This is a genomic window from Paenibacillus sp. B-A-8 (assembly GCF_048572915.1).
GTDB lineage: Bacteria > Bacillota > Bacilli > Paenibacillales > Paenibacillaceae > Paenibacillus_AQ.
This window is the reverse complement of sequence record NZ_CP183882.1, coordinates 1,675,766-1,700,626: the sequence shown is the minus strand read 5'-3', so window position 1 is coordinate 1,700,626 and position 24,861 is coordinate 1,675,766. Positions and strand designations below refer to the sequence as shown.

Annotated in this window: 15 protein-coding genes and 1 pseudogene; 1 reads left to right on the top strand and 15 read right to left on the bottom strand. The window is 43.7% G+C overall.

What is annotated here, in order from left to right; all coding sequences use genetic code 11:
* Window positions 1–230: 230 nt before the first annotated feature.
* Entirely contained in the window at window positions 231–7,259 is a 7,029-nt protein-coding gene (locus ACN6MV_RS07555) for an endo-1,4-beta-xylanase (RefSeq protein WP_419886074.1), read from the top strand.
* Between the two features lie 375 nt (window positions 7,260–7,634).
* Here ACN6MV_RS07555 and ACN6MV_RS07550 read toward each other — a convergent pair whose 3' ends face one another.
* The 15 genes and pseudogenes from ACN6MV_RS07550 to ACN6MV_RS07480 all read right to left on the bottom strand — a co-directional run bounded on the left by ACN6MV_RS07550 (window position 7,635) and on the right by ACN6MV_RS07480 (window position 24,762).
* Window positions 7,635–8,732 carry a serine hydrolase domain-containing protein gene (locus ACN6MV_RS07550; protein ID WP_419886073.1) on the bottom strand — a complete coding sequence of 366 codons (1,098 nt, stop codon included), beginning with the start codon at window positions 8,730–8,732 and terminating at the stop codon, window positions 7,635–7,637.
* Between the two features lie 208 nt (window positions 8,733–8,940).
* Window positions 8,941–9,471: an RNA polymerase sporulation sigma factor SigK gene (gene sigK / locus ACN6MV_RS07545; RefSeq protein WP_419886072.1), complete on the bottom strand. Its 531-nt coding sequence runs from the start codon at window positions 9,469–9,471 to the stop codon at window positions 8,941–8,943.
* A gap of 304 nt (window positions 9,472–9,775) precedes the next feature.
* Window positions 9,776–10,222: an SMI1/KNR4 family protein gene (locus tag ACN6MV_RS07540; protein WP_419886071.1), complete on the bottom strand. Its 447-nt coding sequence runs from the start codon at window positions 10,220–10,222 to the stop codon at window positions 9,776–9,778.
* Window positions 10,223–10,244: 22 nt separating this feature from the next.
* Window positions 10,245–10,802 carry an HNH endonuclease gene (locus tag ACN6MV_RS07535; protein WP_419886070.1) on the bottom strand — a complete coding sequence of 186 codons (558 nt, stop codon included), beginning with the start codon at window positions 10,800–10,802 and terminating at the stop codon, window positions 10,245–10,247.
* Window positions 10,796–14,056 (bottom strand): helicase HerA domain-containing protein, encoded by a 3,261-nt coding sequence (locus tag ACN6MV_RS07530; protein WP_419886069.1) that lies wholly within the window; start codon window positions 14,054–14,056, stop codon window positions 10,796–10,798. The genes ACN6MV_RS07535 and ACN6MV_RS07530 overlap by 7 nt, the downstream gene beginning before the upstream one ends.
* A 251-nt stretch (window positions 14,057–14,307) precedes the next feature.
* Entirely contained in the window at window positions 14,308–14,916 is a 609-nt protein-coding gene (locus tag ACN6MV_RS07525; protein ID WP_419886068.1) for a hypothetical protein, read from the bottom strand.
* A 20-nt stretch (window positions 14,917–14,936) separates the two neighbouring features.
* Window positions 14,937–17,186 (bottom strand): dynamin family protein, encoded by a 2,250-nt coding sequence (locus ACN6MV_RS07520; protein ID WP_419886067.1) that lies wholly within the window; start codon window positions 17,184–17,186, stop codon window positions 14,937–14,939.
* An 18-nt stretch (window positions 17,187–17,204) separates the two neighbouring features.
* On the bottom strand, window positions 17,205–18,698 hold the full coding sequence (locus ACN6MV_RS07515) for a dynamin family protein (protein ID WP_419886066.1): 1,494 nt from the start codon (window positions 18,696–18,698) through the stop codon (window positions 17,205–17,207).
* 89 nt (window positions 18,699–18,787) lie between these two features.
* Entirely contained in the window at window positions 18,788–19,447 is a 660-nt protein-coding gene (locus ACN6MV_RS07510; protein WP_419886065.1) for a hypothetical protein, read from the bottom strand.
* A gap of 21 nt (window positions 19,448–19,468) precedes the next feature.
* Window positions 19,469–21,328, bottom strand: a complete 1,860-nt coding sequence (locus ACN6MV_RS07505; protein WP_419886064.1) for a DUF262 domain-containing protein — start codon at window positions 21,326–21,328, stop codon at window positions 19,469–19,471.
* A gap of 218 nt (window positions 21,329–21,546) precedes the next feature.
* Window positions 21,547–22,053: pseudogene (gene sigK, locus ACN6MV_RS07500) on the bottom strand (RNA polymerase sporulation sigma factor SigK); the annotation flags it as partial.
* A gap of 407 nt (window positions 22,054–22,460) precedes the next feature.
* Window positions 22,461–22,823 (bottom strand): hypothetical protein, encoded by a 363-nt coding sequence (locus ACN6MV_RS07495; protein WP_419886063.1) that lies wholly within the window; start codon window positions 22,821–22,823, stop codon window positions 22,461–22,463.
* A 313-nt stretch (window positions 22,824–23,136) separates the two neighbouring features.
* Window positions 23,137–23,439 (bottom strand): RHS repeat-associated core domain-containing protein, encoded by a 303-nt coding sequence (locus ACN6MV_RS07490; protein WP_419886062.1) that lies wholly within the window; start codon window positions 23,437–23,439, stop codon window positions 23,137–23,139.
* Between the two features lie 380 nt (window positions 23,440–23,819).
* Window positions 23,820–24,458 carry a tetratricopeptide repeat protein gene (locus tag ACN6MV_RS07485; protein WP_419886061.1) on the bottom strand — a complete coding sequence of 213 codons (639 nt, stop codon included), beginning with the start codon at window positions 24,456–24,458 and terminating at the stop codon, window positions 23,820–23,822.
* Between the two features lie 139 nt (window positions 24,459–24,597).
* Window positions 24,598–24,762 carry a hypothetical protein gene (locus tag ACN6MV_RS07480; protein ID WP_419886060.1) on the bottom strand — a complete coding sequence of 55 codons (165 nt, stop codon included), beginning with the start codon at window positions 24,760–24,762 and terminating at the stop codon, window positions 24,598–24,600.
* Window positions 24,763–24,861 lie beyond the last annotated feature (99 nt).

Here is a 24,861-nt window from a genome sequence, read left to right as displayed (position 1 = left end):
TTTGCGGACATGGGTGCGACTTTAATATCATAAACGCGGCGTCTTGGCGAGATAGATATGTATTTTTCTTTCTTTTGTATATAACTAAAAAAAACAAGGATTCTTCTTTAGTTTGAGAGTATTAAGTTCCTAAAGTCCAATGCTATAATCTGGGCTATTAGGAGGTGAGTTCCAAATATTTATGTAAGCGCTTCACGTTATTCCAAAAAATCGCTGAAGGGGATGCATTAATGAAGAAATCGTTTAGGCAGGTTGTTTCCGGGTTACTCGCAGCGGTCTTACTTCTTCCAGCCGGCTTGATGGCTCCGGTAGTCAACGCAGCAGATCTGGCAGTTGCTAATTCGAAAACAGTATATCAAGAAACTTTTAAGGATGTACAATCGGTAAAAGACACCAAATTAACCCAATCTGGTAATCCAACACTGGCAATTGTCAATGGCAAGACGTTTGATGGAAATACCGATGGAGCAGCTTTATCTGTAAACACCCGCTCCAAAAGCTGGGACGGCGTAGATATCGCCTTCGCGGATATGGGCTTGGTAGTTGGCCAAGAGTATACTGTAACCGCTTCCGTATATGTTGACGATAATGCTAACCCGCCGGTAGCCGGCAAAGCGGTCTTGGAAATTGTAAGCAATAAGGGATCAACGGACGTTAATAATAAAGAGGGATACACTCAAATCTATTCCTCTGATTTCAAAGCGGGACAAGGCGTTACACTAGCCGCCGCTCTTTCCGTTACCAGTGTTGAGAATACAGTGCTGCGGATCAAGTCTGATGATGCTGGCCAGACGATTCCCTTCTATATCGGAGAAATCACCGTCACCCAGGCACAAGCACCTGTTCAACATACTGAAGTCCTTAACCAGAGCTTTGAAGACGGAAACACCGGAGGCTGGAGTAAGCTGGGTTGGGGATCCAATGGTAAAACAGCGGTCGTGGACGAATTCGCTTCTCATGGCACGAAATCGTTAAAATTCTTCGAACGGGCTGATGAAAAAGCAATTCCTGCTCTCGTACTTACTGACAAGATGAAATCCGACCGTAAGTACGACATTTCTCTTAAGGTTAGACTCGGTTCAGGTGAAGGCGATTTCCATCTGGGATCCAAGATTGATTCCGAGGTAGCAAGTAACAAATATCCTTGGATCATCGGCAACAAAAAAGTAAGCGCTTCAGATTGGACGTTATTTGAAACGAAAGGCTTTGAAATTCCATCTCAAACCAAGGAAGTCATTATCTTTGTTGAACCATCCGGCAATACTTTGACCTCGGACATTTACATTGATGAAGTCATCATCACCGATGTGACCCCTGGCCAAACCCCACCGGAGGTTGTAGATAAGACAGGCATCTCTGCAGACTTTGAGAATGGCTTGGATGGCTTTGGGCCACGGAATGGCAAAGAAACGGTGAAGCTTTCCCAAGAAGCTAACCATACGCCTAACGGAAAGCAAAGCTTGAGCGTTACTACTACTGCACAATATGATGCAGCCTTAGTCAATGCTGCCGGAAAAATGGCCAAGAATCACGAATATGAGCTGTCAGCTTGGGTGAAAATGGCACCTGGTGAAGCGCCTACAACACTTCGTATTAGTGTTCAGTATGCGGACAGCGGTTTTGCAAACGTTTCACAAAATGCAACCGTTACCGATTCAGAATGGGTAGAGCTCAAAGGCAAATATACGCTTACCACTACCCCAACGGTACTCAATGCTTATATTGAGACAGCAAACGCAGACGGTGGCAATCGTACCTTCTACTTGGATGACTTTGTTCTGAAATATTTGGGACCAGTAGCTGCGGCACCTCCAATTCAAGAAAATCTCCCTAACCTCAAGGATATTTATAAGGATGAATTCTTGATCGGTAACATTGTTAACCCGGCTACCTTTGACGAGACCAGACTCAAGCTTCTGACAAAGCACCACAATATCGTTACGTTTGAGAACGATATGAAGCCGGATTATGCCTATGATGCCAACAGAAACTTTGATTTCACCGCAGAAGATGCTCTGGTTAAAAAGGTACAGGATGCCAATCTGGAAATTGCCGGTCACGTACTCGTCTGGCATGCACAGTCACCTTCATGGCTGCATACCGCTGCTGATGGTAAACCATTAAGCCGCGAAGAAGCTCTGAAGAATCTGAGAACACATATCCAGACCGTAGTGAAGCACTTCGGTAACAAGGTCAAATCCTGGGACGTTGTCAACGAAGCCATGAACGACAACCCGGCTAACCCGACAGACTGGAAAAATGCTCTCCGCAATTCCGGCTGGTTACAGGCCCTTGGTCCTGACTTCATCGAGGAATCATTCCTTGCGGCTAAGGAAGTCATTGACGAAAACGGCTGGGATATCAAGCTTTACTATAACGATTACAACGATGACAACCAGAATAAATCTACAGCCATCTACAGCATGGTGAAAGAACTCAATGAGAAGTACGCTGCAGCTCATCCCGGCGAACAACTCATTGACGGAATTGGCATGCAGGCCCACTACAATTTGGGCACCAGATTGGAAAATGTCAAATCGTCCCTCGAGCGTTTCATTTCTTTGGGCGTAGAAGTTGTTGTTACTGAATTGGACATCATGGCAGGCACCAATTCTACAATCACTACCAAAGAAGCGAAACAGCAGGCCTATCTGTATGCCCAACTAATGGATCTCTACAAGAAGAACAGCGAGCATATTCCGCGTGTCACCTTCTGGGGATTAAATGACAGCACCAGCTGGAGAGCCGAGCAGAATCCAACCTTGTTCGACAAGAATTTCCAAGCAAAAGAGGCGTTCTCCGCGGTCACTGACCCTGAAAAGTTCATAGCGGAAAATCCGCCTGAAGAGCTTGAATACAAGCAATCCAACGCTTATTATGGAACACCTGCAATCGACGGCTCCGTAGACAGCGTATGGAGCAACGCTCCTGAAATGAAACTGGAGACCAAGCAAATGGCCTGGTCAGGTGCTACAGGAACAGCAAAAACACTCTGGGATGACAACAATCTATATGTGTTGGTCCAAGTCAAAGACGATAAGCTGGACAAATCCAACCCGAATGCTTGGGAGCAGGATTCCGTGGAAGTGTTCGTCGATGAGAACAATGGCAAGACTTCTGCTTTCCAAGACGATGATGGGCAATACAGAGTGAATTTCGAGAACGCGGCTTCCTTTAATCCTGAGGAAATTGCTGCAGGCTTCGAATCAAAAGTCTCTGTTTCCGGTACCAACTACACGGTTGAAATGAAGATTCCCTTCAAAAAGGTTAAACCTGCGAACAACGCCAAAATTGGCTTCGATGCGCAGATCAATGATGCTAAAGACGGCAACAGAATCAGTGCAAACGCATGGAACGATCCATCCGGTCAAGGATACCAAGATCCTTCTGTATTCGGAGAATTAACGCTGACTGGCAAACCTTCTGATGGAAACAGCGGTGGACCTGTTCAGCCTACTGAAGTCCTTAACCAGAGCTTTGAAGACGGAAACACCGGAGGCTGGAGTAAGCTGGGTTGGGGATCCAATGGTAAGACAGCGGTCGTTGACGAGCTAGCCTCCCATGGCACGAAATCGTTAAAATTCTTCGAACGGGCAGATGAAAAAGCAATTCCTGCTCTCGTACTTACTGACAAGATGAAATCCGACCGTAAGTACGACATTTCTCTTAAGGTTAGACTCGGTTCAGGTGAAGGCGATTTCCATCTGGGATCCAAGATTGATTCCGAGGTAGCAAGTAACAAATATCCTTGGATCATCGGCAACAAAAAAGTAAGCGCTTCAGATTGGACGTTATTTGAAACGAAAGGCTTTGAAATTCCATCTCAAACCAAGGAAGTCATTATCTTTGTTGAACCATCCGGCAATACTTTGACCTCGGACATTTACATTGATGAAGTCATCATCACCGATGTGACCCCTGGCCAAACCCCACCGGAGGTTGTAGATAAGACAGGCATCTCTGCAGACTTTGAGAATGGCTTGGATGGCTTTGGGCCACGGAATGGCAAAGAAACGGTGAAGCTTTCCCAAGAAGCTAACCATACGCCTAACGGAAAGCAAAGCTTGAGCGTTACTACTACTGCACAATATGATGCAGCCTTAGTCAATGCTGCCGGAAAAATGGCCAAGAATCACGAATATGAGCTGTCAGCTTGGGTGAAAATGGCACCTGGTGAAGCGCCTACAACACTTCGTATTAGTGTTCAGTATGCGGACAGCGGTTTTGCAAACGTTTCACAAAATGCAACCGTTACCGATTCAGAATGGGTAGAGCTCAAAGGCAAATATACGCTTACCACTACCCCAACGGTACTCAATGCTTATATTGAGACAGCAAACGCAGACGGTGGCAATCGTACCTTCTACTTGGATGACTTTGTTCTGAAATATTTGGGACCAGTAGCTGCGGCACCTCCAATTCAAGAAAATCTCCCTAACCTCAAGGATATTTATAAGGATGAATTCTTGATCGGTAACATTGTTAACCCGGCTACCTTTGACGAGACCAGACTCAAGCTTCTGACAAAGCACCACAATATCGTTACGTTTGAGAACGATATGAAGCCGGATTATGCCTATGATGCCAACAGAAACTTTGATTTCACCGCAGAAGATGCTCTGGTTAAAAAGGTACAGGATGCCAATCTGGAAATTGCCGGTCACGTACTCGTCTGGCATGCACAGTCACCTTCATGGCTGCATACCGCTGCTGATGGTAAACCATTAAGCCGCGAAGAAGCTCTGAAGAATCTGAGAACACATATCCAGACCGTAGTGAAGCACTTCGGTAACAAGGTCAAATCCTGGGACGTTGTCAACGAAGCCATGAACGACAACCCGGCTAACCCGACAGACTGGAAAAATGCTCTCCGCAATTCCGGCTGGTTACAGGCCCTTGGTCCTGACTTCATCGAGGAATCATTCCTTGCGGCTAAGGAAGTCATTGACGAAAACGGCTGGGATATCAAGCTTTACTATAACGATTACAACGATGACAACCAGAATAAATCTACAGCCATCTACAGCATGGTGAAAGAACTCAATGAGAAGTACGCTGCAGCTCATCCCGGCGAACAACTCATTGACGGAATTGGCATGCAGGCCCACTACAATTTGGGCACCAGATTGGAAAATGTCAAATCGTCCCTCGAGCGTTTCATTTCTTTGGGCGTAGAAGTTGTTGTTACTGAATTGGACATCATGGCAGGCACCAACTCTACAATTACTACCAAAGAAGCGAAACAGCAGGCCTATCTGTATGCCCAACTAATGGATCTCTACAAGAAGAACAGCAAGCATATTCCGCGTGTCACCTTCTGGGGATTAAATGACAGCACCAGCTGGAGAGCCGAGCAGAATCCAACCTTGTTCGACAGGAATTTCCAAGCAAAAGAGGCATTCTACGCGGTCACTCACCCTGAAAAGTTCATAGCGGAAAATCCGCCTGAAGAGCTTGAATACAAGCAATCCAGCGCTTATTATGGAACACCTGCAATCGACGGATCCGTAGACAGCGTATGGAGTAACGCTCCTGAAATGAAACTGGAGACCAAGCAAATGGCCTGGTCAGGTGCTACAGGAACAGCAAAAGCACTCTGGGATGACAACAATCTATATGTGTTGGTCCAAGTCAAAGACGATAAGCTGGACAAATCCAACCCGAATGCTTGGGAGCAGGATTCCGTGGAAGTGTTCGTCGATGAGAACAATGGCAAAACTTCTGTTTTCCAAGACGATGATGGGCAATACAGAGTGAATTTCGAGAACGCGGCTTCCTTTAACCCTGAGGAAATTGCTGCAGGCTTCGAATCAAAAGTCTCTGTTTCCGGTACCGACTACACGGTTGAAATGAAGATTCCCTTCAAAAAGGTTAAACCTGCGAACAACGCCAAAATTGGCTTCGATGCGCAGATCAATGATGCTAAAGACGGCAACAGAATCAGTGCGAACGCATGGAACGATCCATCCGGTCAAGGATACCAAGATCCTTCTGTATTCGGAGAATTAACGCTGACTGGCAAACCTTCTACAAGTAATAACAATGGCGGAGACAGCAGTAGTCCCGTTACTCCAACATCTGGCACGGTCCAGATTAACAACGGTGTGGTGTCCATTCTGCCTGCTGTAAAAGTCGAGAACGGAACAGCCACCGCAACAGTTTCAAGTGCCAGCCTAAATAAAGCGATAGATCAGGCTTCTCCAGGTGCGAATGGCAAGAAACAGGTTACCATCGAGATACCGAAGCAAGCAAATGTGCAATCCTATGTTGTACAATTGCCTGTTTCAAGCCTGCAAAGCAACAGCAATGTTGAGTTTATCCTTAAGACAGACAATGCTGAACTTCTTATTCCGTCGAACATGCTGTCTAATATGACAGGGCAAGCGGATCAAGTATCCATTCAGATTAAGAAAGTCTCGGGGGATAGCTTGAATACGGGAGTTCGCGGAAAAGTGGGTAGCCGTCCGATTATCGATCTTAGTGTAAAAGCTGGCGACACTGTTATTGCTTGGAATAACCCAGCAGCCACTGTAACAGTATCCATTCCATATACAGCTACGGCACAGGAGCTTGTCAATGCAGATCAAATCGTGATCCTATACATTGACAGCCAAGGACAGGCAACAGCTGTGCCAAGCGGACGCTATGATGCGAAGAGCGGTTCGGTTGTATTCAAGACAACTCATTTCAGCACCTATGCTGTAGCCTACGTAACTCATTCCTTTACCGACATGCAAAATATACAGTGGGCGAAACAAGCGGTTGAAGCCATGGCTGCACGTGGCGTAATCATGGGAATCTCTGAGGATACCTTCGCGCCTGCGGCTTCTATCACGAGAGCAGACTTTATCACCCTGCTAGTTAGAGCGCTTGAATTGAAAGGTTCCGGCACGAATGCGGCTACCTTCAGTGATGTACAGCCTACAGCTTACTATGCGCAAGCTGTAGCTATTGCACGGGAGCTCGGAATTGCATCAGGATTTGAGGACAATACATTCAAACCGGGCAGCAGCATTACCCGTGAAGATATGATGGTTCTTACAGCAAGAGCCCTGAAAGCAGCTGGTAAGCCATCTGTCGGAAGCGGAAATCTGACTTCTTATTCCGATGCAGCAAGCATTTCCACTTACGCCAAGGACAGTGCAGCTTTCCTTGTAGGAAGAGGAATCATCAATGGCAAGAACGATAAAATTGCACCAGCCGATTCATTGACTCGCGCTGAAGCAGCAATGATTCTTTATCGAATCTGGAAGATGTAGAATTAATTTTTATCCCTCATAAGTGAACTGAACCCCGAATAGTTGACACTTAAAAAAAGTGGACCCTATTCGGGGTTTTTCTACATAAGTTCTGAAGAACAATTATTGCATCCCATATAGCACTCTGGTTTCACATCTTAGCTTTCAAAGTAGGTTTCGACAGTTTGTTGGATCTGGAAATCATATATTTCTTGTATATCAATCTACTTGCCTTACCCAAACAAGCAACTTGCATATTGGCAAGTTGCTGAAAATAAGCACTAATGTAAATATTTGCATCTCACCTCCGGTGTTATCGAATTTCTTGAGGTTATGGACATGATACGATGTCAAAAATAATTGCTTATTCCTCGTTATATCATCAAACTGTAAGGCCTATTCCTCCGAATCAAGCATGCGTAACAGCACATCTCTCATTTCCCCAAGGTTGATTCCCTCTGCATTGCTGAGCAGAATGACCGCTGTCCCCTGAGACATATCTCTCCAAATCTCAGAAGAGAAACCATTGATTGCCCCATTATGTGCGTACACCATCCCCATTGGATCGGGTATCCCCCATCCCAATGCGTATTCATCCAGATTCGGTTTGCGCATCGCTTCCCATGATGCATCACTGATGATTGTCCCGTTCTCGAGCCCTAGAAGCCATTTATAAAGATCTTGTACAGTGGAATATATACCGCCAGCTGAATAAGGGACGGTCATATCGATAGGCCGGGCTATCTCAGAGATGTCGGGAGTAATAAGTGAATACCCAACAGCAATATCTGTATGGTTGTTGTCTTTTGTTAAATAACCTGATCTTTTCATATCGAGAGGTGTGAAAATATGCTCATTCAGATAGTCGCCATACGACTGTCCACTAACTTGCTCAATCACAGCACCTAGCAGCACATACCCGGAGTTACTGTAAGAAAATCGGCTGCCCGGTTCAAACTCTAGTGACTTGTCTTTGAATTTGGCAATTAAATCGTCAACGCTAATTTTAATGTTTATTGATTTTAGAAAATCCGGAGAATTGGTATAATTGGGGATCCCGGATGTGTGGGTCAACAAGTGGTAAAGTGTGACTCTATCATTAGGGTAATCCTTAATATATGTATTTACGGGGTCGTCGACACTCAGCTTACCGGCCTCTTGAAGCTGTAAGATAGCTGCAGCGGTAAATGCTTTAGTAAGCGAACCGATTTGATGGATAGTATCTCGTCCATTAGGTAGGTTATTATTATAGTCCGCCATATTGTATCCCTTGGAAATTATAACCTTGTTATCTTTGACGAGAAGCACAGATCCCGAATAGTTCTTGGACATATACTGATCAAGCTTTTCTTCAAAGGCATCCTTGTGGACTATTTCATTCGCTTGCGGCAGCGAATCATTAATACTGTTGACGCTGTTGACACTGTTGTCTGAACAGGAAACCAGTACAAAAACTAAACCGAAGATAGCAACGAATTTAAAATAATTTGACAAAAGAATCCCCCTCTATAAATACATTGATTTCTGCTTTTAATAAGCAATCCGCTATCGAGTTCCCATCAACTTTCACCTTAATATACCGTACGTTTTGCTAGAATTCACGTTCCAATTATGTAAAAAAAATCGCCTCGCAAGCATAAGCTTGCAGGGCGATTTGGTAGATATTTCTGGACTACACGCTGAAGATACAGTTCCTATCCCCTCACCGCTTCGCCTTATAAAACTCATGATACAGCTTCATGAGCACCCTTTTCTCTATCCGCGAAACATAACTCCGCGAGATTCCCAGCTCCTTCGCAATCTCCCTCTGCGTCCGCTCTTCCCCACCTGTATCCAATCCAAACCGCCCCACAACAACCTCTTTTTCCCGATCATCCAGAATATCAAGGTTGCGATATATCTTGCTTTTCTCGATCTTCAGATCAACTTCTTTAATGACATCATCCGCCTCGGAGCCTAGGATATCGATAAGCGTAATTTCATTACCTTCCTTGTCTGTCCCAATTGGGGCGTGGAGGGAAACATCCTTGCGTGTTTTCTTCAAAGATCTAAGGTGCATCAGGATTTCGTTTTCAATACAACGGGCAGCAAAAGTGGCCAGCTTTGTGCCTTTGTTCGGGCGGTAGCTCTCGATGGCTTTAATCAGGCCGATCGTGCCGATGGAGATCAGATCCTCCATGTCTTCGCCGGTATTATCGAATTTCTTGAGGTTATGGACACGATGTGATGTCATATGCGCCACTTGAGATTTCAGTGTCCACACTAAACAGAACAACTTTCACAAGGACTACTTAGTGAAAGGTATTTATAATTTTTGTAAACATAGTAATAATAATTTCAGGATCAACTCCCTTTTTTGAATGATATTCCTTCACGTTTTCTTCGCTTCCGAAGTCCCCAACAATGTGAATTTATCTGTTAACCTGCAGTTACAAAGCATAGGTAAACAACACAAAAGCAACCCGACCATTCAGCGGGCTGCTTTTGTCCGTTTAAATTTAACATTAACTTCTGGAGAACAACTCATTGGCCGACTACTACTCATACAATTTATCCACTAACTCGCTAAAGGAATTACATACAAAGCGCACTTCCGGATTTGCCCCGCCATCTGATTGCTCATGATCCCAGAATACAATTGAAGGCTGGTTTCCTGCACGGTAATCAAAGCACAGATAGTTGCCAAATGGATCATCTGCAAAAGGAAACACGGTCTCCGGAAGACGGTCCTTCAACCGGTTATGTACTTCCAGAACATTTCTATTCTCCCTGATGTTAAGATCAATCAAGGAATTGAACACCGCTTCTTGTTTACCCTCAAAATCAAAGGTATCCGGAACAGGTTGTCCGCCATTCTTCAGTAACACGCAACCGACGTAATCAGGTGGAAATAAAATACTTAAAGCTTCCTCCACTTTCGATACATCCTCCCGGGAGAGTTCACTCTTTGCAAGAATCCACTTTACATTATTCGCTTGTTCCATTTGCAAGTCTCCTCCTCAATATTTATCTGTTGTCCGATCCGCCGCCCCAAATAACTCTTCCGCCTGTATGAGCAGTAGTTTCATGAAGCGAACGCTCTACCAGCTGCATAACGCCCGGTTCCTCATTATGATGCCAGACATATCCTTCCGGCACCTTGCCGTTATTGATTTGTTCGATTTGTCTTTCATCAAATTTCGTCTTCAGGTCAGGGTCGCTGCTAATCGCTTCACTCAGCGATTGCGTAGCAGATTTGAACTGCTTGCCATCCGATTCAAGATACAAAGACTCATCTAATTCCATCTCGTATGTAACCGGAAACTCAGGGAATACACCGGTAAAGGTCCCCTCTAAGGTCTGTATGTTTTTTTCCTGGAAGGGTATATTGGTCTCGGGATGACACTCCCCGGCCAACCCCTCATTTCTGGTCTTCAAATACAGCGGTTCATTTGCCTCGTCAAAGCTAGTAATGGAACTCGGTTTCAGATCCTTAGCGAAGCCGGGAACATCAGAAGAGACCTTACTTAACCCTTCCTTCATCGTTTCCCAGTTCACACTTATAGATGAAAGGGCCTCTAACATACGCGGACCTCCCCTTCCTTCCGTTCTTCGATCCACAGATAATAGAAATCTCTAAATCCCGGGTCCTCCTGGGCCTTGTCCTGAAGCAGACACTGCATTACAGCCGGTTCGTATGCTTCCGGATTCGAGAACGCAGTATACTTTCTGAGGCCTTCAATAAATCTTCTATTCCATTCCGTAAGATTTTCGGCAGTTTTGGCATATTGAATGAGTCCTACTCTTTGCGGGATCAGTGAAGATACAATTCGCGACAATTCCCCAAATTTCTGCTGCTCCCATAACTGCATTTTATGATTCAGCTGAAAATATTCCAGATCGTGCAGAAGCGATTGCCGAATCGAATGACTTACAGGACAACCCAGCAGCCATTTTTTCAGACGGTCGGCTTCAAAGGAGGCCAAGCTGCTACGGCTATTCTCCGGAACCCTTTCCAGCAGCAGTATTTCGAGCAGCTTGCTCAGCATCTCCCGGTTAGAGGGCTGCTTTGAAACGGCAGCTTTTGTTTCCGGCAAATACGGCTGATAATTATTGAATTTACTCACTTCACATAATACCGGCTGCAGCCAGTTATTTTGATATACCGCAGCAACGCCGGTGCGCAATTTAGGGAGCTCATTGATCTGATGTTCATTTAGATTGGCAGTTTTTCCGACCTCAGAGCGGTCCAATTCATCCGGCAGTCTTAGAATAATTTTGGTGTTGGTGTTCCTGATGACCGACCGGTCCAATAAATTAGGCGCCTGATCAGCAATGATGAATCCTTCGCCGTAGGTTCTCATTTCGGCAATAGCATTGGCAATCATTTCAACCGACTTGCCCTGCAGATTGGCCCCTTCCTGGCTCTGCTCGGAAGCAACGCGGCGCAGCAGGTGATGCGCTTCTTCAATAACAGTCACATGCTGCAGTTCGCTGTTGATAGGACTGTCATTTGACATTCTGTACTCTTGAAGCCTCGTGAACAGAATCCCCATAATCAGCGCCTTCGTCTCAACAGAACCCACCCGGCTTAAGTCAATAATACAATTCTGGTCAAATAACACTTCACTCGCGACTTCATCATCTGTGAATATTTTGCCGAACAAGCCATTGGTCATTGACTTCACTCTGGTCACGAGTGCGCCGGTGTAGTTGCTCTTTACCTCTTCGGAATATGCGGATTCGCGAATGACAACAGGCAGAATCGTCAATAGATCATAGAACGTAGGATATTGCACCTCGCACCCGAAGTAGAAGGACTCTTCTAAATCCCACCCGAAGGAGATGTATGTCCGTTCGATTGCTTCCTTTAGCACCGCCGGCATTGCCGCGTACATCGGCCAGCAAGCGTTGAGGATTTCAATAATCCGGTCAATATGCTCCAGCACATGCACCTGCGCCGGGAAACGGAATGGATTGATCCGAAGCAACTCGGTGAAATTCGCATTGGTGCCAAACACAGAAACGTCCTCCCGGCCGCCGAAGATTTTTTTGTATTCACCTTTTGCCGGTTCGATGACTAGGAAATGAATGTTTTTTCTAACCAGCTCATTCAGCATTTGATAGATCGTATTCGACTTTCCTGAACCTGTAGAGCCGGTAACAAAGGTATGCATCGCAAGGCTGTTAACATCAATCTCGACGCTTGTGTTCTCCTGCTTCCCCATATGAAACACGTGGCCCAGCTTAAACGCAGCCCGATTTCCTTCAGCCGGATCATAGGTAACGATATTTCTGCCAAATTCAGCCGTCTCAATGACCGGAAGCCCGTTCAGCGATTTCTGGGGAAAGCCCAATTGAAGCGCCAGCTCCTTACCATTGATTAACGAACCCGGGGAGATATGCGGCAAATTCAGGCCGGTATTGACTTTCATTTCGATCAGCGGGTGATTAAATTTCTTCAGGTACTTCCCAACTTCTAATAGATTAGCTTTATTGTTGTTATCCCACGTATTAATAAATGAGTTCTCCACCGCTGAATTCTCGCCGCGCATAATCGCTTTATACGTGCTTGCAGCTACCCGGGAAGTCTGAACGCTAGGTGCGATGAAATAACAGGCACAGCTCCACATGCCGAAATCCTCGGAGCTTTTCAGCCGGAGTAACTGTTCATCGATCTTTTGCAGTAAATTGGTTACCGTCTTATTTTCAAATTGGATTTGCAGGTTTCTGGAGTTGCCGATGGTCTGCGTCTCAGATGAGCTTTCCTGATTAGAGGTGCCGTCCGATCTTCCGCGCATCTCAGACTCTCCCTCAGTCCGCGACTGATTAGTTGCCTTGGACTGCGAATGGGTCGTCCCGTCTGTCGAACTGCCGATCAATGATCCGGCCATACCAGAAATCCCGCCTGCTATTACAGCACCAGCCGGTCCGCCAAGCAGAAATCCTCCCGCTGCGCCTAATCCGCCAAGCGCTCCGCCCCAATTGGTCGTCTTGGAGTGGGACTCGGTCTGGCTCTCCGATTCGGAAGAACCCTGGGTATAGCTCTGCGTCTTAGTCAGACTCTCGTTGATCGTCGCCGTAACGCCCTTACTCATTCCTTCTGAAATCGCGATGCTGTCGCTTGAATTGAAGCTCAAATCACATTTCGCGAACGGTACTAATTGTGAGTATAAATTTTCGTAACCGAGCTTAATCTCTTCAATGTTCCGGTGTGAGATCGGGTCTGCCACAAAAATGGCGGAGAATTCCTCCCCCTTCATCGCGTCGACAAGCTTCTCCAGTCCCTGAACAAACTTAGTCTTATCCTGATCTTTCAAAGAAGGGACACCGGAAACAGAAGAGATGCAGTTCTCATTCTGTGACAGCTCCGAAATAAAGATGGAGGAGATCACCTTCTCAATTTCACTGTTGGTTAAGTTCTCGATATCGCTGCCGGGAAAGTTTCCCTCAAAGCTCTTCTTCAGTGCTTCCTTTGCCGAGTTTACATCCTGCTCCTTGGAGCCCGTCCGGGTACCCAGGTACAGATCGGTGCGGTTACCGTCGCTATTAATGATCATGACAAGCGAACCGGATATATTCCCCAGGGTATTGTACACACTCATAATCTTATCAAGATTGTTCTCCTGTTTGTCAAAGACCAGTTTATTCATCTTGAACAGCCGGATGTTGTTCCGGGTTGTCAGTTCGCTGATATGCTTGGGAACAGGAACAACATTGCGCAGGTGCAGCTCGTCCAAATAATTCTTCTGTACAAAATCAAGCGAAACCTCAAATGCCTCATCCAGATCTTTGAAGTTTCTGCCGTCTATTTCGACCATATCCGATATATTGTTCATCCCAGTCACCTTCTATTTTAGGTTACGTTTTGATTTTTTACTTTGAGAATTATAGTCTTTTCTGAATCTATCTGTGAATCTTTCAATTCTCTTAATTACGGGTTGAGATTCATATTGGCGGATAGCATCCTTATCCGGGGCTGCATGAGCAACAGTGCTTGAGTTTCCTCTTATGTCCGCGCGCTCCTTCACTATTCTGCTCTCCAGTTTCTCTTCTGCAATCGGCAGACTCTTCTTTTCTTGCTCTTTTACTATTTGTGGTTTCTGGTCAACAGGAACAGGGCTACTCCCAATATCGCTATTCCTCCCAGTCCCGCTATCACTAGCCATTTTGTATTCGGCTTTCCCGTATCAGCAACCCTCGTAGGCACAGTAGTTGTCTTTATCGCTGACGGTGATACAGCTGGCACAACCGGCTGTGACGGAACTTGTGCTGCCCCCTGCTGCTTCACCGGCTCTGACGAGAGTTGCGTAACTGCATGCTGTCTCATCGGCTGTCCAGCAGGTTGCACGACACTCCGAATAGGAGCTGGAGGGACATTCCCTTTCAACGCCCGGACCTTTTTACCGACTTCTATGATGAACTCAAAGCGTTCCTTGGAAAAATTATAACGAAGGTCGCTCTTTAATTGACCCAGATAATCTGTGGTCCACTTGCCGGAGTCTTTTTCGATGTACAGCCCGTCATGCACTACCCAGAGCGGTTCGGATAAGCGGCTCTCCGCATATTCTGCCGCCTCTAAGACTTCATTTTGTTCATTGGTCGGATTTTTGGAGAGATAAGTGCTTAGGGCTACTCTTACCTGTTCTATTTCTTGCTTATTTACAGCTTCCACCAGGAAATTCTGTGGTTGAAACATATTTCCGCTCACTTCCTTTTTTAAATTTCTAAAATTTGCTCCAGACGTCCAACGAAGCTGTGCAGCCATTTGCTTTTCTCTATGTCTTCTTGGATTCTGGAATTGAGAATCTCGCTGTCGCCCGACAGCTCCTCGATTTCCTTGACCTTCAGCAAAAGAAGTTTCTCTAGCCGGTTAATTTCCGTATTGAAAAATGCCTTCAGCTTGGCTACCTCATTGTCAAGGTAGGCCTGCGCCTCATTAACGTTATTTAATAAATCCTGCTTAGCTGGGTTAATAACCTCTTCTGCGATACGATCAACGTCTACTAAGGTTTTAGTGACATAGGTTGTCTCATAATATCCTGATCCCCAAGTAGATGGCCTCCACCATGTCGAGGTTTTCACCCACCGATCCCCGTTCGCAACGCTCTTGTTATATTTCATATTGTCTACCAGCGTCTCGGCGTCGGGAATATCCACGGCAAAAATCTGGAACTCATCCTGCTGGAGGCTATCGCCGCTCACTTCGATCAGGTCCTTGACATAGCTGCGGTACTCTTCCAGCAATTGATCGGCGTCATTTTGCATCGTTGCCAGTATGATGATCTCCAGATCGGTCTTAATGTCACTTTGCAGGGAGGAGATGTCCTCTTTTAATTTAGAGATGATTTTATTAGCTCTGGATACTTCGATGCTGCCTTCGTTATTGAACACTGCCGCAAAATCATCGATTTTGGTATGCACCTTGCCCTCGATCCTTCTCATTACAGCCCGGACGTCATATTTCTTATTGTTGATCCGTTCTTTAAAGGCACTTGCCTTCTGTCCTTTCGAAATCTCCTCTTGAATCCGTTTCATTTGCGCATTGATGTTCTTCCGTAATTCCTCGTTGCCGGACATTTGTGCCTGCAGCTGCTGTTCCATTTTCTTGCCTTCTACAATATCTTTGAAGGAGTTCACGACAGCCGTAATTTTGGATGTTACCGCATACTTGTCCAGATACTCATTAATCGCTTCTTCAATCGATGGAATCCCGGAATGGATCAACGCTTCAGCGTAGGTATCATTTGTTCTCCGGGCTTGTTCGATTTGACTTAACAGCTTACGTTTCTTGGTGTTGCTCAGCGGAGCATACTTAACCAAATGCATCTGAGGTTCTTCAATGAAGAAGTCATGTGCATTCAGTGTCTGCTGCTGCTTGCGGGTCAGAATACCCCCATTCTGATCCATCCGGATCAGCTTGGCCGTCTCCGCGGAGACCGGGAAAATATTAGGATTCATGATTCCCTTATCCTGCAGATAGTCTCTGACATCCTTTAAGGTATCTTCAATCGTTTCCCGTTCAGGATCGAACAGATCGATTTTGTTGACAGCAAAAATAAACCGGTCCTTCGACTGCTTCCCCCCGCTCTTCATCTGCTCCGCCACAATCGACAGCAGATTATTATCATCATCTGTGCTGAGCTGGGTTGAATTCAGCACATAGAGTACTAGCGGCTTGGATTCATTTTTGATAACGCGGTAGGTATGATCTTTATGAGCACTGTTCCTGGAGTTGTTCGGCCCGGGAGTATCTACCAAAATCAGATTCATGCTCTTGGAAGATATGTATGGAATATTTCCTTCAATCTCAATATGCGAGACCTCTTCATTGTTGTTGAACTCCTTCATGCGGTCACTATCCAATGGCTGCAGCGGCTCAATTTCGTTGCCTTCCAGATCATAACAGCGGCCGATAAACTCATTGCGGCTGGGCACATTCTTGATGCTGGCAATGGTTGCGGTACAGGCTGCCTGCTTGGACGGCATCAGTTCTTTGCCCAGCAGGGAGTTGATTAATGTCGACTTGCCCGAGCTCATGGTCGCGATTACAGCAATCTCGAAATCTGAGCTGAGCGCTTTTGCAAAATTCTTCATAATGGCATCACTGCGGAGCTCTTCAAACGGACCGTGCTGCATTTCATGAACAAGCTGCGTCAGTTCGCTGATTTTATCGTCTTTGCACTCAGCTGGAATATGGGCTAACTGAATTTTGGCAGCCTTGCTCTGATTGTATTTCTCACAGACCTCGGTTACATCATCATAGTCGGGAAGCGTCCCCTGGAATACAAGCTGGAACTCCATCTCGTTAAGCTCGTCTATCAATATATCAATCAGCTGGTCCAGCCAGACCTGCAGTCTCTCATTCTTAAACTTGGCAAGTTGACTCTCTTGGCTGATCTCCTCATTGTCGTACAATATCTGTGTTTCAACTTTATACGGGTTGTAGCGGATAAACACTTCAGTCATGTACATGAACACCTTCCATTATCGGGTATACTTGATCTCTTGCAGTAGCAATCGTTCCAAAATATGAATGCCTGTCTTCTTCATCGCTTCAACTATTTCCCTTGAGCTGATGAATTTATTGCCTACCTGAATCATCCGGTGTGATCGGACATGGACTGCAGATTGCGGCAACGACTGTATCAGGCTCCTGTCAACATACCGGTTCATATCATATTGCGGAATCCGGAATAACTCCAACAGAGAAAGAGCATCCCTCGTTTCCCGCTTCGTTAGGAGGCTGTTACCAAGGATGTTCCTAAACAATCCGGCAGCATACGAGGATATCGGAACAATAACCGGTGAAACGATGCCAAGCTCCATCACATGGCTTCTAGCAACAGCTAAAGACTCAGTAAGATTGTCGTCTGCCTCCAGATCCAGTTGATCAGCCTTGTTCAATAAGAAGATGATTTGTTGATCTCCTAAATGCTTTACAACTTGCTGCAGCAGGATCTTATCATCATCCGGAGCAAGATTTGTAGCGTTCAGGACATACAAGATCACATCGCTGTTCTTTTGTTCAAGAATTCTTTTCGTAACTGCTTCGTGCTCACGATTTCTCGAATTATTTGTACCAGGTGTATCAATAAAAGATACGTTATGCCTCTTCAGCATCGAAACGCTATTCATTTTACCTTCGATTTCAATCCGCTCAATACTGGAGTCGCCATTCCATCTCGCAATATCTTCATATGTAAGATTCCAGCGGAAATCTGGATAATTACCTGCAGCCAGCCCTATCTCTCTTACTAGCTCGGGCCTGTTGGTAAATTTCAAATATGTCGAGGTACACGCTTTGTTTTCCGAAGGAAAGACCTTTTTGCCAATCAGTGCATTTAAAAGCGTCGACTTCCCAGAACTCATAGTGGCGATCACTGTAACATGAACGGAATCCGCCTGTTCTTGTACCCAATAGGCATTTGCGGCGTTCTGAAGATACTTGAACACTTCCAGTCGTTTCAGTTTGAGCAGTCCCTTAACATCTGCACCTGCGATCATTTTAATCAGTAATGACTTGATTTCCGTCTCTTTTGCCTGAGGAACCTCACAAAAATCAATATACAAGCGGAGGATCGGATTGAAATTAAACTTGTAGGCATCATTTAATTCAAAAAAGAGCATCTCTCCCAAGAGTAGCTTACTGCATATAGACTTTTTAAATTTCCTGCTCTTCAAGGAATCTCCGCAATATCCCAGTAGTGTAAGGACAGAGTTGAAGAGCTCTTCCTCACCCTCACCCCCGATATTTTGCAACTGATTATAATCACTGTCTTTAATGCTAAAGTGCCGTTTATATGTACTTAATACATCGTTAACCTGCTCCTCATTTCTGGCTCCAGCCTGCAATGTGATGCTTAAGAAGGAGATATAAGCCAATTTGAATTCATAACTCTGTCTTGTTGCCGGATGTTTCTCCAAATTTAGAAATCCGTTAATTCTCTCTACTTTATAACTCAAAGGACTCAATTTCATTAAAATATCACCTCCTGTTTGCAACGAACAGCCCTATTAAATCATAGTTATAAGTCAGCTTGTTGCCACGGAACGTACGTTCCCGAAAGCTATTTAACGCTCAGCTCTTTATGCGCTTCCAGAATGTGATGAGCAATTACTGCTCTACGGAATACATCGAGATTACTCGCTTCTTGATCTAAATGCAGCCTTTTCAGCGAATCCTCAACTTGACCTCTGACTCTGACCTGTAAATTGACAAAAGAAATGCTAGCATCTCTGACATTAAGAATTTTTGCAATTTTTTTCAAAGCACTCTGACTTGCCACTGGAGTCATAATCTCCATAAACAGGCAGCATAAAAATCGGTGAATATACTGATCCGGAGCATTGCCATGAAGACTTGGATGTAAATTTATGGCGCGTTCAAACTCCACATCCTTGATCCGGTTCGTTAACCGTTCATCAAGTGGACCAGCTTTACGGAGCTGCATCAACTTAATTATCTTCTTCTGAACAAATGGTTCCTTTGTCATTAGGCGGATGAATTCCTCTGTGCTGCCGGTAGCACTTCCTCTGGCTATAATTTTATTCATATGGGCTCCGACTAGATAGTCACCGACAAATGAGAGCCCTCTGGCCGCCCCATCCCAATCCTCTATATGTTTATATAATTGCTGGAGCGTCTCGTGTGCCTCATCGTCGTTTATCTGATCACGTTGCTTCATCTTCTGAAAAGCTAATTCTACAATACGGTCATAAGGCTCCATTGTTAAATTCACTCCATTCCACTAAATCTCTTGATCTTCTGTCTCATCATCTGCGACTGTTAACGCAGCGCCAATGTCATCCACATGCCACCGGCCTACAATCCAATTGGCAATCTTCTGTCTCCGGTTCTCAAACTCCGAATAAGTCCACTCACTGTAAGCAGCCAGCTCACGCTCAGAAAACAGGCTCGATCCAGCATAACAGCCTTTCTGTCCAGCCGAACCTCTCTTCTTGTCGAAACCTTTGTTGCTATAAGTGCTGTTATCAAAGGTCATCACCAGATTCCCTAAATCATGCGTCGCTTCTTCAATCTCTTCTCCCGTCCATCTTGACTGCCAGTATGACTTAGTTGGAGTCTGCGGCAAAATATGTTCAATCGAGTCTTGCTTGTCCTTCTTTTGCAGATAGACCCAGTCCATAAGAACCGGCTTGCCGGATGCCAGATGCAGCTCATATTCATACAACAAATATTTGAGACCATACCATCCGTACCAGTCTACTCTTGCATTCGTCTCCTCAATGAATTTCTTATTAGGAGAATAATACAGCAATAATTGATGAACACCGGTGAAAGCATCCTGATATGTGACCATCCCATGATACAAATCGTATGCAAGCTTTAACAGATTCGATTGCCCTGCGTTAGATCGTTTACCCGCGTAACGGTATACACGGAATGTGAACTTTTCACATAGCTTCAGAAGCTCCAAATACATTTCCAGATTATCGCTATGCTTTAGCCGGCTGGCCATAAGAAGCGGAATGAAGGAGGCGATGACACCGATGCGTTGCAGTTTAGCTGTATAATCTTCTAACGCCTTCCTTGTTACTTCATTCGCCCCGAAGAAAGAACCCGACCGTTTGGCGTGAATGACATCGCAATACACCGTGCAACATTCTTTGAGTGTATTCACGCAAGCCCGTAAATCATTGCGAAGCTGAGTATGCTGTCCCTTATAATTTTTCAGATTATATACCGTCTTGAACGAATTGCTGCCATCCCATTGCTTGGAGTTGTAGTTATGATACATAAGCCAGAAACTCCGGAGCAGTTGGTTCTCGTCAGAATCCGAAGCCTTCGCCGACATCAAGCTTTCGTAGATATATGTCCACGTCCGGTTAATGTCTTCCCCCAACTCCTTGCCACCGTCGCATGTTAACTTGGAGGACAGGTATAATAAATAATTTTTGGTCTTTTCCATCTCAGTCAGCTTCTTGCCGCGATTGTTCATGACCTCAAAGATGACGCCCACATCTGTAGCCTTTGGAACTAAATAAACGGTCAGTTTCATCTTGTTGCTGATCTTGTTGTACGTCTTATTGAGCCATGTTAAGTAATGCTCACTTAGCTCTTCCGACCTATGGGCTAAATATTGTGCAAAATAGCGTTTGGCATCAAGCAATCTCTGCTCCGAGGTGACCTTGGCAGACGTTACGGCTTCATACTCAGAAATTATATATTTTTTATAAAATAGGTTCGTGTCCCGGTTGAGCGATAGCTTAGGTAGCTTATCGTCATTTTTGGTCGTGGCAATGTACTTTTTGAGAATGCCGTCAGCAAAGGTTTGTCTTCCATCAAGCCCTTTAAATTGACAAGCGATCTCATGAAGCAGGATCGATAATGTTGTAAGTCTTTGCTGTCCGTCAACAACATCGTATACTCTTAAGGTGTTGCCTTCGTCGTCGTTGATATCCCCTTCATCCTCTGCCTCATGAATAACCAATGTTCCTGTATAATGTTCCTGATCGTCCTCCAGGAACTCGAGGTCCTCCATCAAATCGAGCCATTGATTCTCCTCCCAAGCGTAGCCTCGCTGGTAATCAGGGATTCGAAATAGCTTGTGCTGAAAAATATCTTGTACCGACTGTAAATGCTGCAAATATGATACCTCCGTATAATGAAGTAGTTTTTAAAAATCATCCAGCGCACCTTAGTTTGAAGGCATTACTCCGTGAATGTTACCAAGACAGTTATCCAAATTATAACATCAAATTTCAAATGTTTTACATGGAAATCCTACTTTTTACATCATTCTTTTGAACTATATGTCTCAAATTCGACAAAAAAAGAGCCTGTCAAAAGACAGACCCTATACTCTTACCGCTTCACCTTATAAAACTCATGATACAACTTCATCAGCGCCCTCTTCTCTATCCGAGACACATAACTCCGCGAAATGCCAAGCTCCTTAGCAATTTCCCGCTGTGTCCGCTCTTCCCCACCTGTATCCAATCCAAACCGCCCCACGACAACTTCTTTTTCCCGATCATCCAGAATATCTAGGTTGCGATAAATCTTGCTCTTCTCAATCTCAAGATCGACCTCTTTAATAACATCATCCGCTTCCGAACCGAGGATATCAATGAGTGTAATTTCATTACCTTCTTTGTCAGTCCCAATTGGGTCGTGCAGAGATACATCTTTACGAGTCTTCTTCAAGGATCTTAGGTGCATCAGAATTTCGTTTTCGATACAACGGGCAGCAAAAGTGGCTAGCTTTGTGCCTTTGTTCGGGCGGTAGCTCTCGATGGCTTTAATCAAGCCGATCGTGCCGATGGAGATGAGATCCTCCATATCTTCGCCGGTATTATCCAATTTTTTTATGTAAAAAAAGTGAAGCAATTGCGATCGCTCCCGATTTTCCAGGAACACAAACATCGGTGCAATTGTCTCATTCATACGTTAAGTTCCTATTCATTTTTCTCAATTATATCTGTGTTATATTCTTGGACAATTTCTCCTTCAGCTTAGCAAGATCCTGCGTAAGATTCATCAATTATATAAACGCCTCTTTTTATCTTATAGCTTAGTAAAGAACAGCAAAGTGCAATTTGTGTTTGCTCAAGTCTGTAAGCACTTGTTAAATGACCAGCAATGATATAACAAGCTCTTTATACGGGTATTACCTGGGTTATATGTGTATTTGGTTGAATGATGAGTTCATTCGATACTAGGAAGCTCCAAAAAAACCTTGAAAGGTATAAAGCCAATCAAGGTAAAGTTGATGTTAGTCATTCCATATTTTTCAGTTCTTGCTTTGCTAATTCAAGAGCAACCGCTAACTTAATTTGATTTTGTTTACTGAGTCCATGTAAGTATTGAGAGACAGCTTCAAATTCAACAATTGGTTCAACTTCATCGCTATAACGGTCTAACTCAATCTCTGCAATAAGATCATCATTAATGAGTACCATATAAATATCTTCACCTTGTTCAGGTATCCAATTAACAATGTACGCTGTTTTCATTTCCGAAAATGAACTTCTTATTACTTCAAGTAGTCTTCTTTTTTCCTCACTCTTAAATAGTGATTGATTGGATTTAATAAATTGCTCCCTTAATTCTTGTTCCAACTTACTCCCAATAAGTTTCATGATTGTCACCCTCTTTTTTAACTCCAGGTGTTGCCGCAACTAAATTCCCATTCCTATCAGTCAAGATTATCTTTGAATTTATTAAGTCCGATAAACTTATTTAAAGTGACCACTCTTACATATCGAATTCCATCGATACTATCAATGCTCCTGTTAACTGGTGAGTTTACTATATCTTAATTGGATAGCATTGAACGAAGTTCTTCTTGAGATATGGTAAACTAAGAAGCATTCTTTTTAGACAATGCCTATTAACAATATGATCCCACCCATTTCATGCATATTTCCAGTTTGATCGGTATATATAAGTGGATTATTGATCACATACGTATACATTATCAATCCGCCCTTCAACCGTATCCTCATTTAAAAAATGTCCCATACTCGAATCGTAGTATCGTGCCCGTAGATAGTATAGTCCCGTTTCAGCATCATACACTTCTCCTGCATATTTGAAGGAGTTTGAGATTCCTTCGATCTGACTAGTGATATTGCCCCATTCATCATAGCTATACTCATTTACTATTTTTCCGCCAGTATCCACAATCTGTACCACATCACCATGACCATTGTATAGGTAATAGTAAACTTTATTTGCTGCCTTGTCCTTTTTCACGAGTACCTGGTCCCGCGCACAAACGTGGATTGTTGGACTATGCTGTTGCCATTCGACTTTTCTTCAGTTAGAACCTCAGCGTTATAGTCATAGTTCACCTGGGTATGGCTGCTGCCGGTACTCATTAGATAGCGTAGACCGTCGGCATAATTCAAAGCATCATACACATAGGTTGTAGTTTGTGTTTCCGCTTTGATTCGTTTCCTTCACTGAAGTAATATTTCCGTTGTTATTATATACATAACATATTACTTCCTTTTTCATAAAAAATTCTCCTCTCAGATTGAGATTTTTAGATTTATAATCCTTATTTCATATTTTCACAAAAAAACACATGGAGTTTTTACTCACATGTGGTTAGACGATAACTTAATTTTGTTTTAGAATAGCATTCGTTCAATAGTTTTTTTATTTTCATTACTTAGATGTATACCTCGTACTTTTTGATTGAGATATTCATTAAAATCTGAGAAATCAAAAATTGTATTTTGGTCATACACCAATTTAATATTTTCTAAAGCTTTCTTTATCAAACTTCTACCTTCTTTAACATTTCCTTGTTCAATAAGTATACTTCCTAATTGCACATAAGAGTTAACATTATTAGGGTTAATAGCTATTGATCCCCTTAACATCTCAAGTTGTTTTATTTTATCTGTATCTGCAAAGTACCATGATAATATTAACTTTTTGATAGAACTTATGTCTGAATTAAAAACATAGATATTATTAATTTTGCTCACTAAATTTTCATCAATACCACCTAAATGATAATAATGAATACAGCATTCCAAAATTATTGCTTCTACATTTTTCTTATCATACTCTAAAATGCGAGATAAGCAAGCAAGGCTTTTACCATAATCTACTAAAGGTACGTTTATTAATGTGACAGCTAAGCGCATCAATAAATCGATATCATTAGGGGTAATTTTAAGTTTCTGCTCGATGATTGTCTCAACCTTCTCTATATCATAATTTCGAACTGCTTCAAATATTTCTTTTTCAAACTCATTCAACTTTTCTCCCCCTAAGGATAAGTAATAGTATTCCCCATATTCCTTGTAGATTGTCCTTTTAACATATCATAATATATAAGTTACCCATCCTTTACGAAAATTCTAATTCTAATTCAAACCCATTGATCGTTGTTCTAATTTACGTTGCTCCTTCTTTATTAAGCCCCTTTTCATTCATTTTCCCAAGAATTTTGAATCCAGATTTCATAATTCCTTCTCGGCTTTTACCTAAATCCATAATTCCATTCTTAATATGATCTGCAGAAAAGACATGCATTTCTTTTTTTTTAAATAAAAAGTCCACGTTTAGTTACCTTAGGTTGATTATTATCAGTAACAATCGCTGTTAATTGAATTTGTGTTAAAGATGTAAGATCAACGTAACTAGAATTCCCCATCCCGC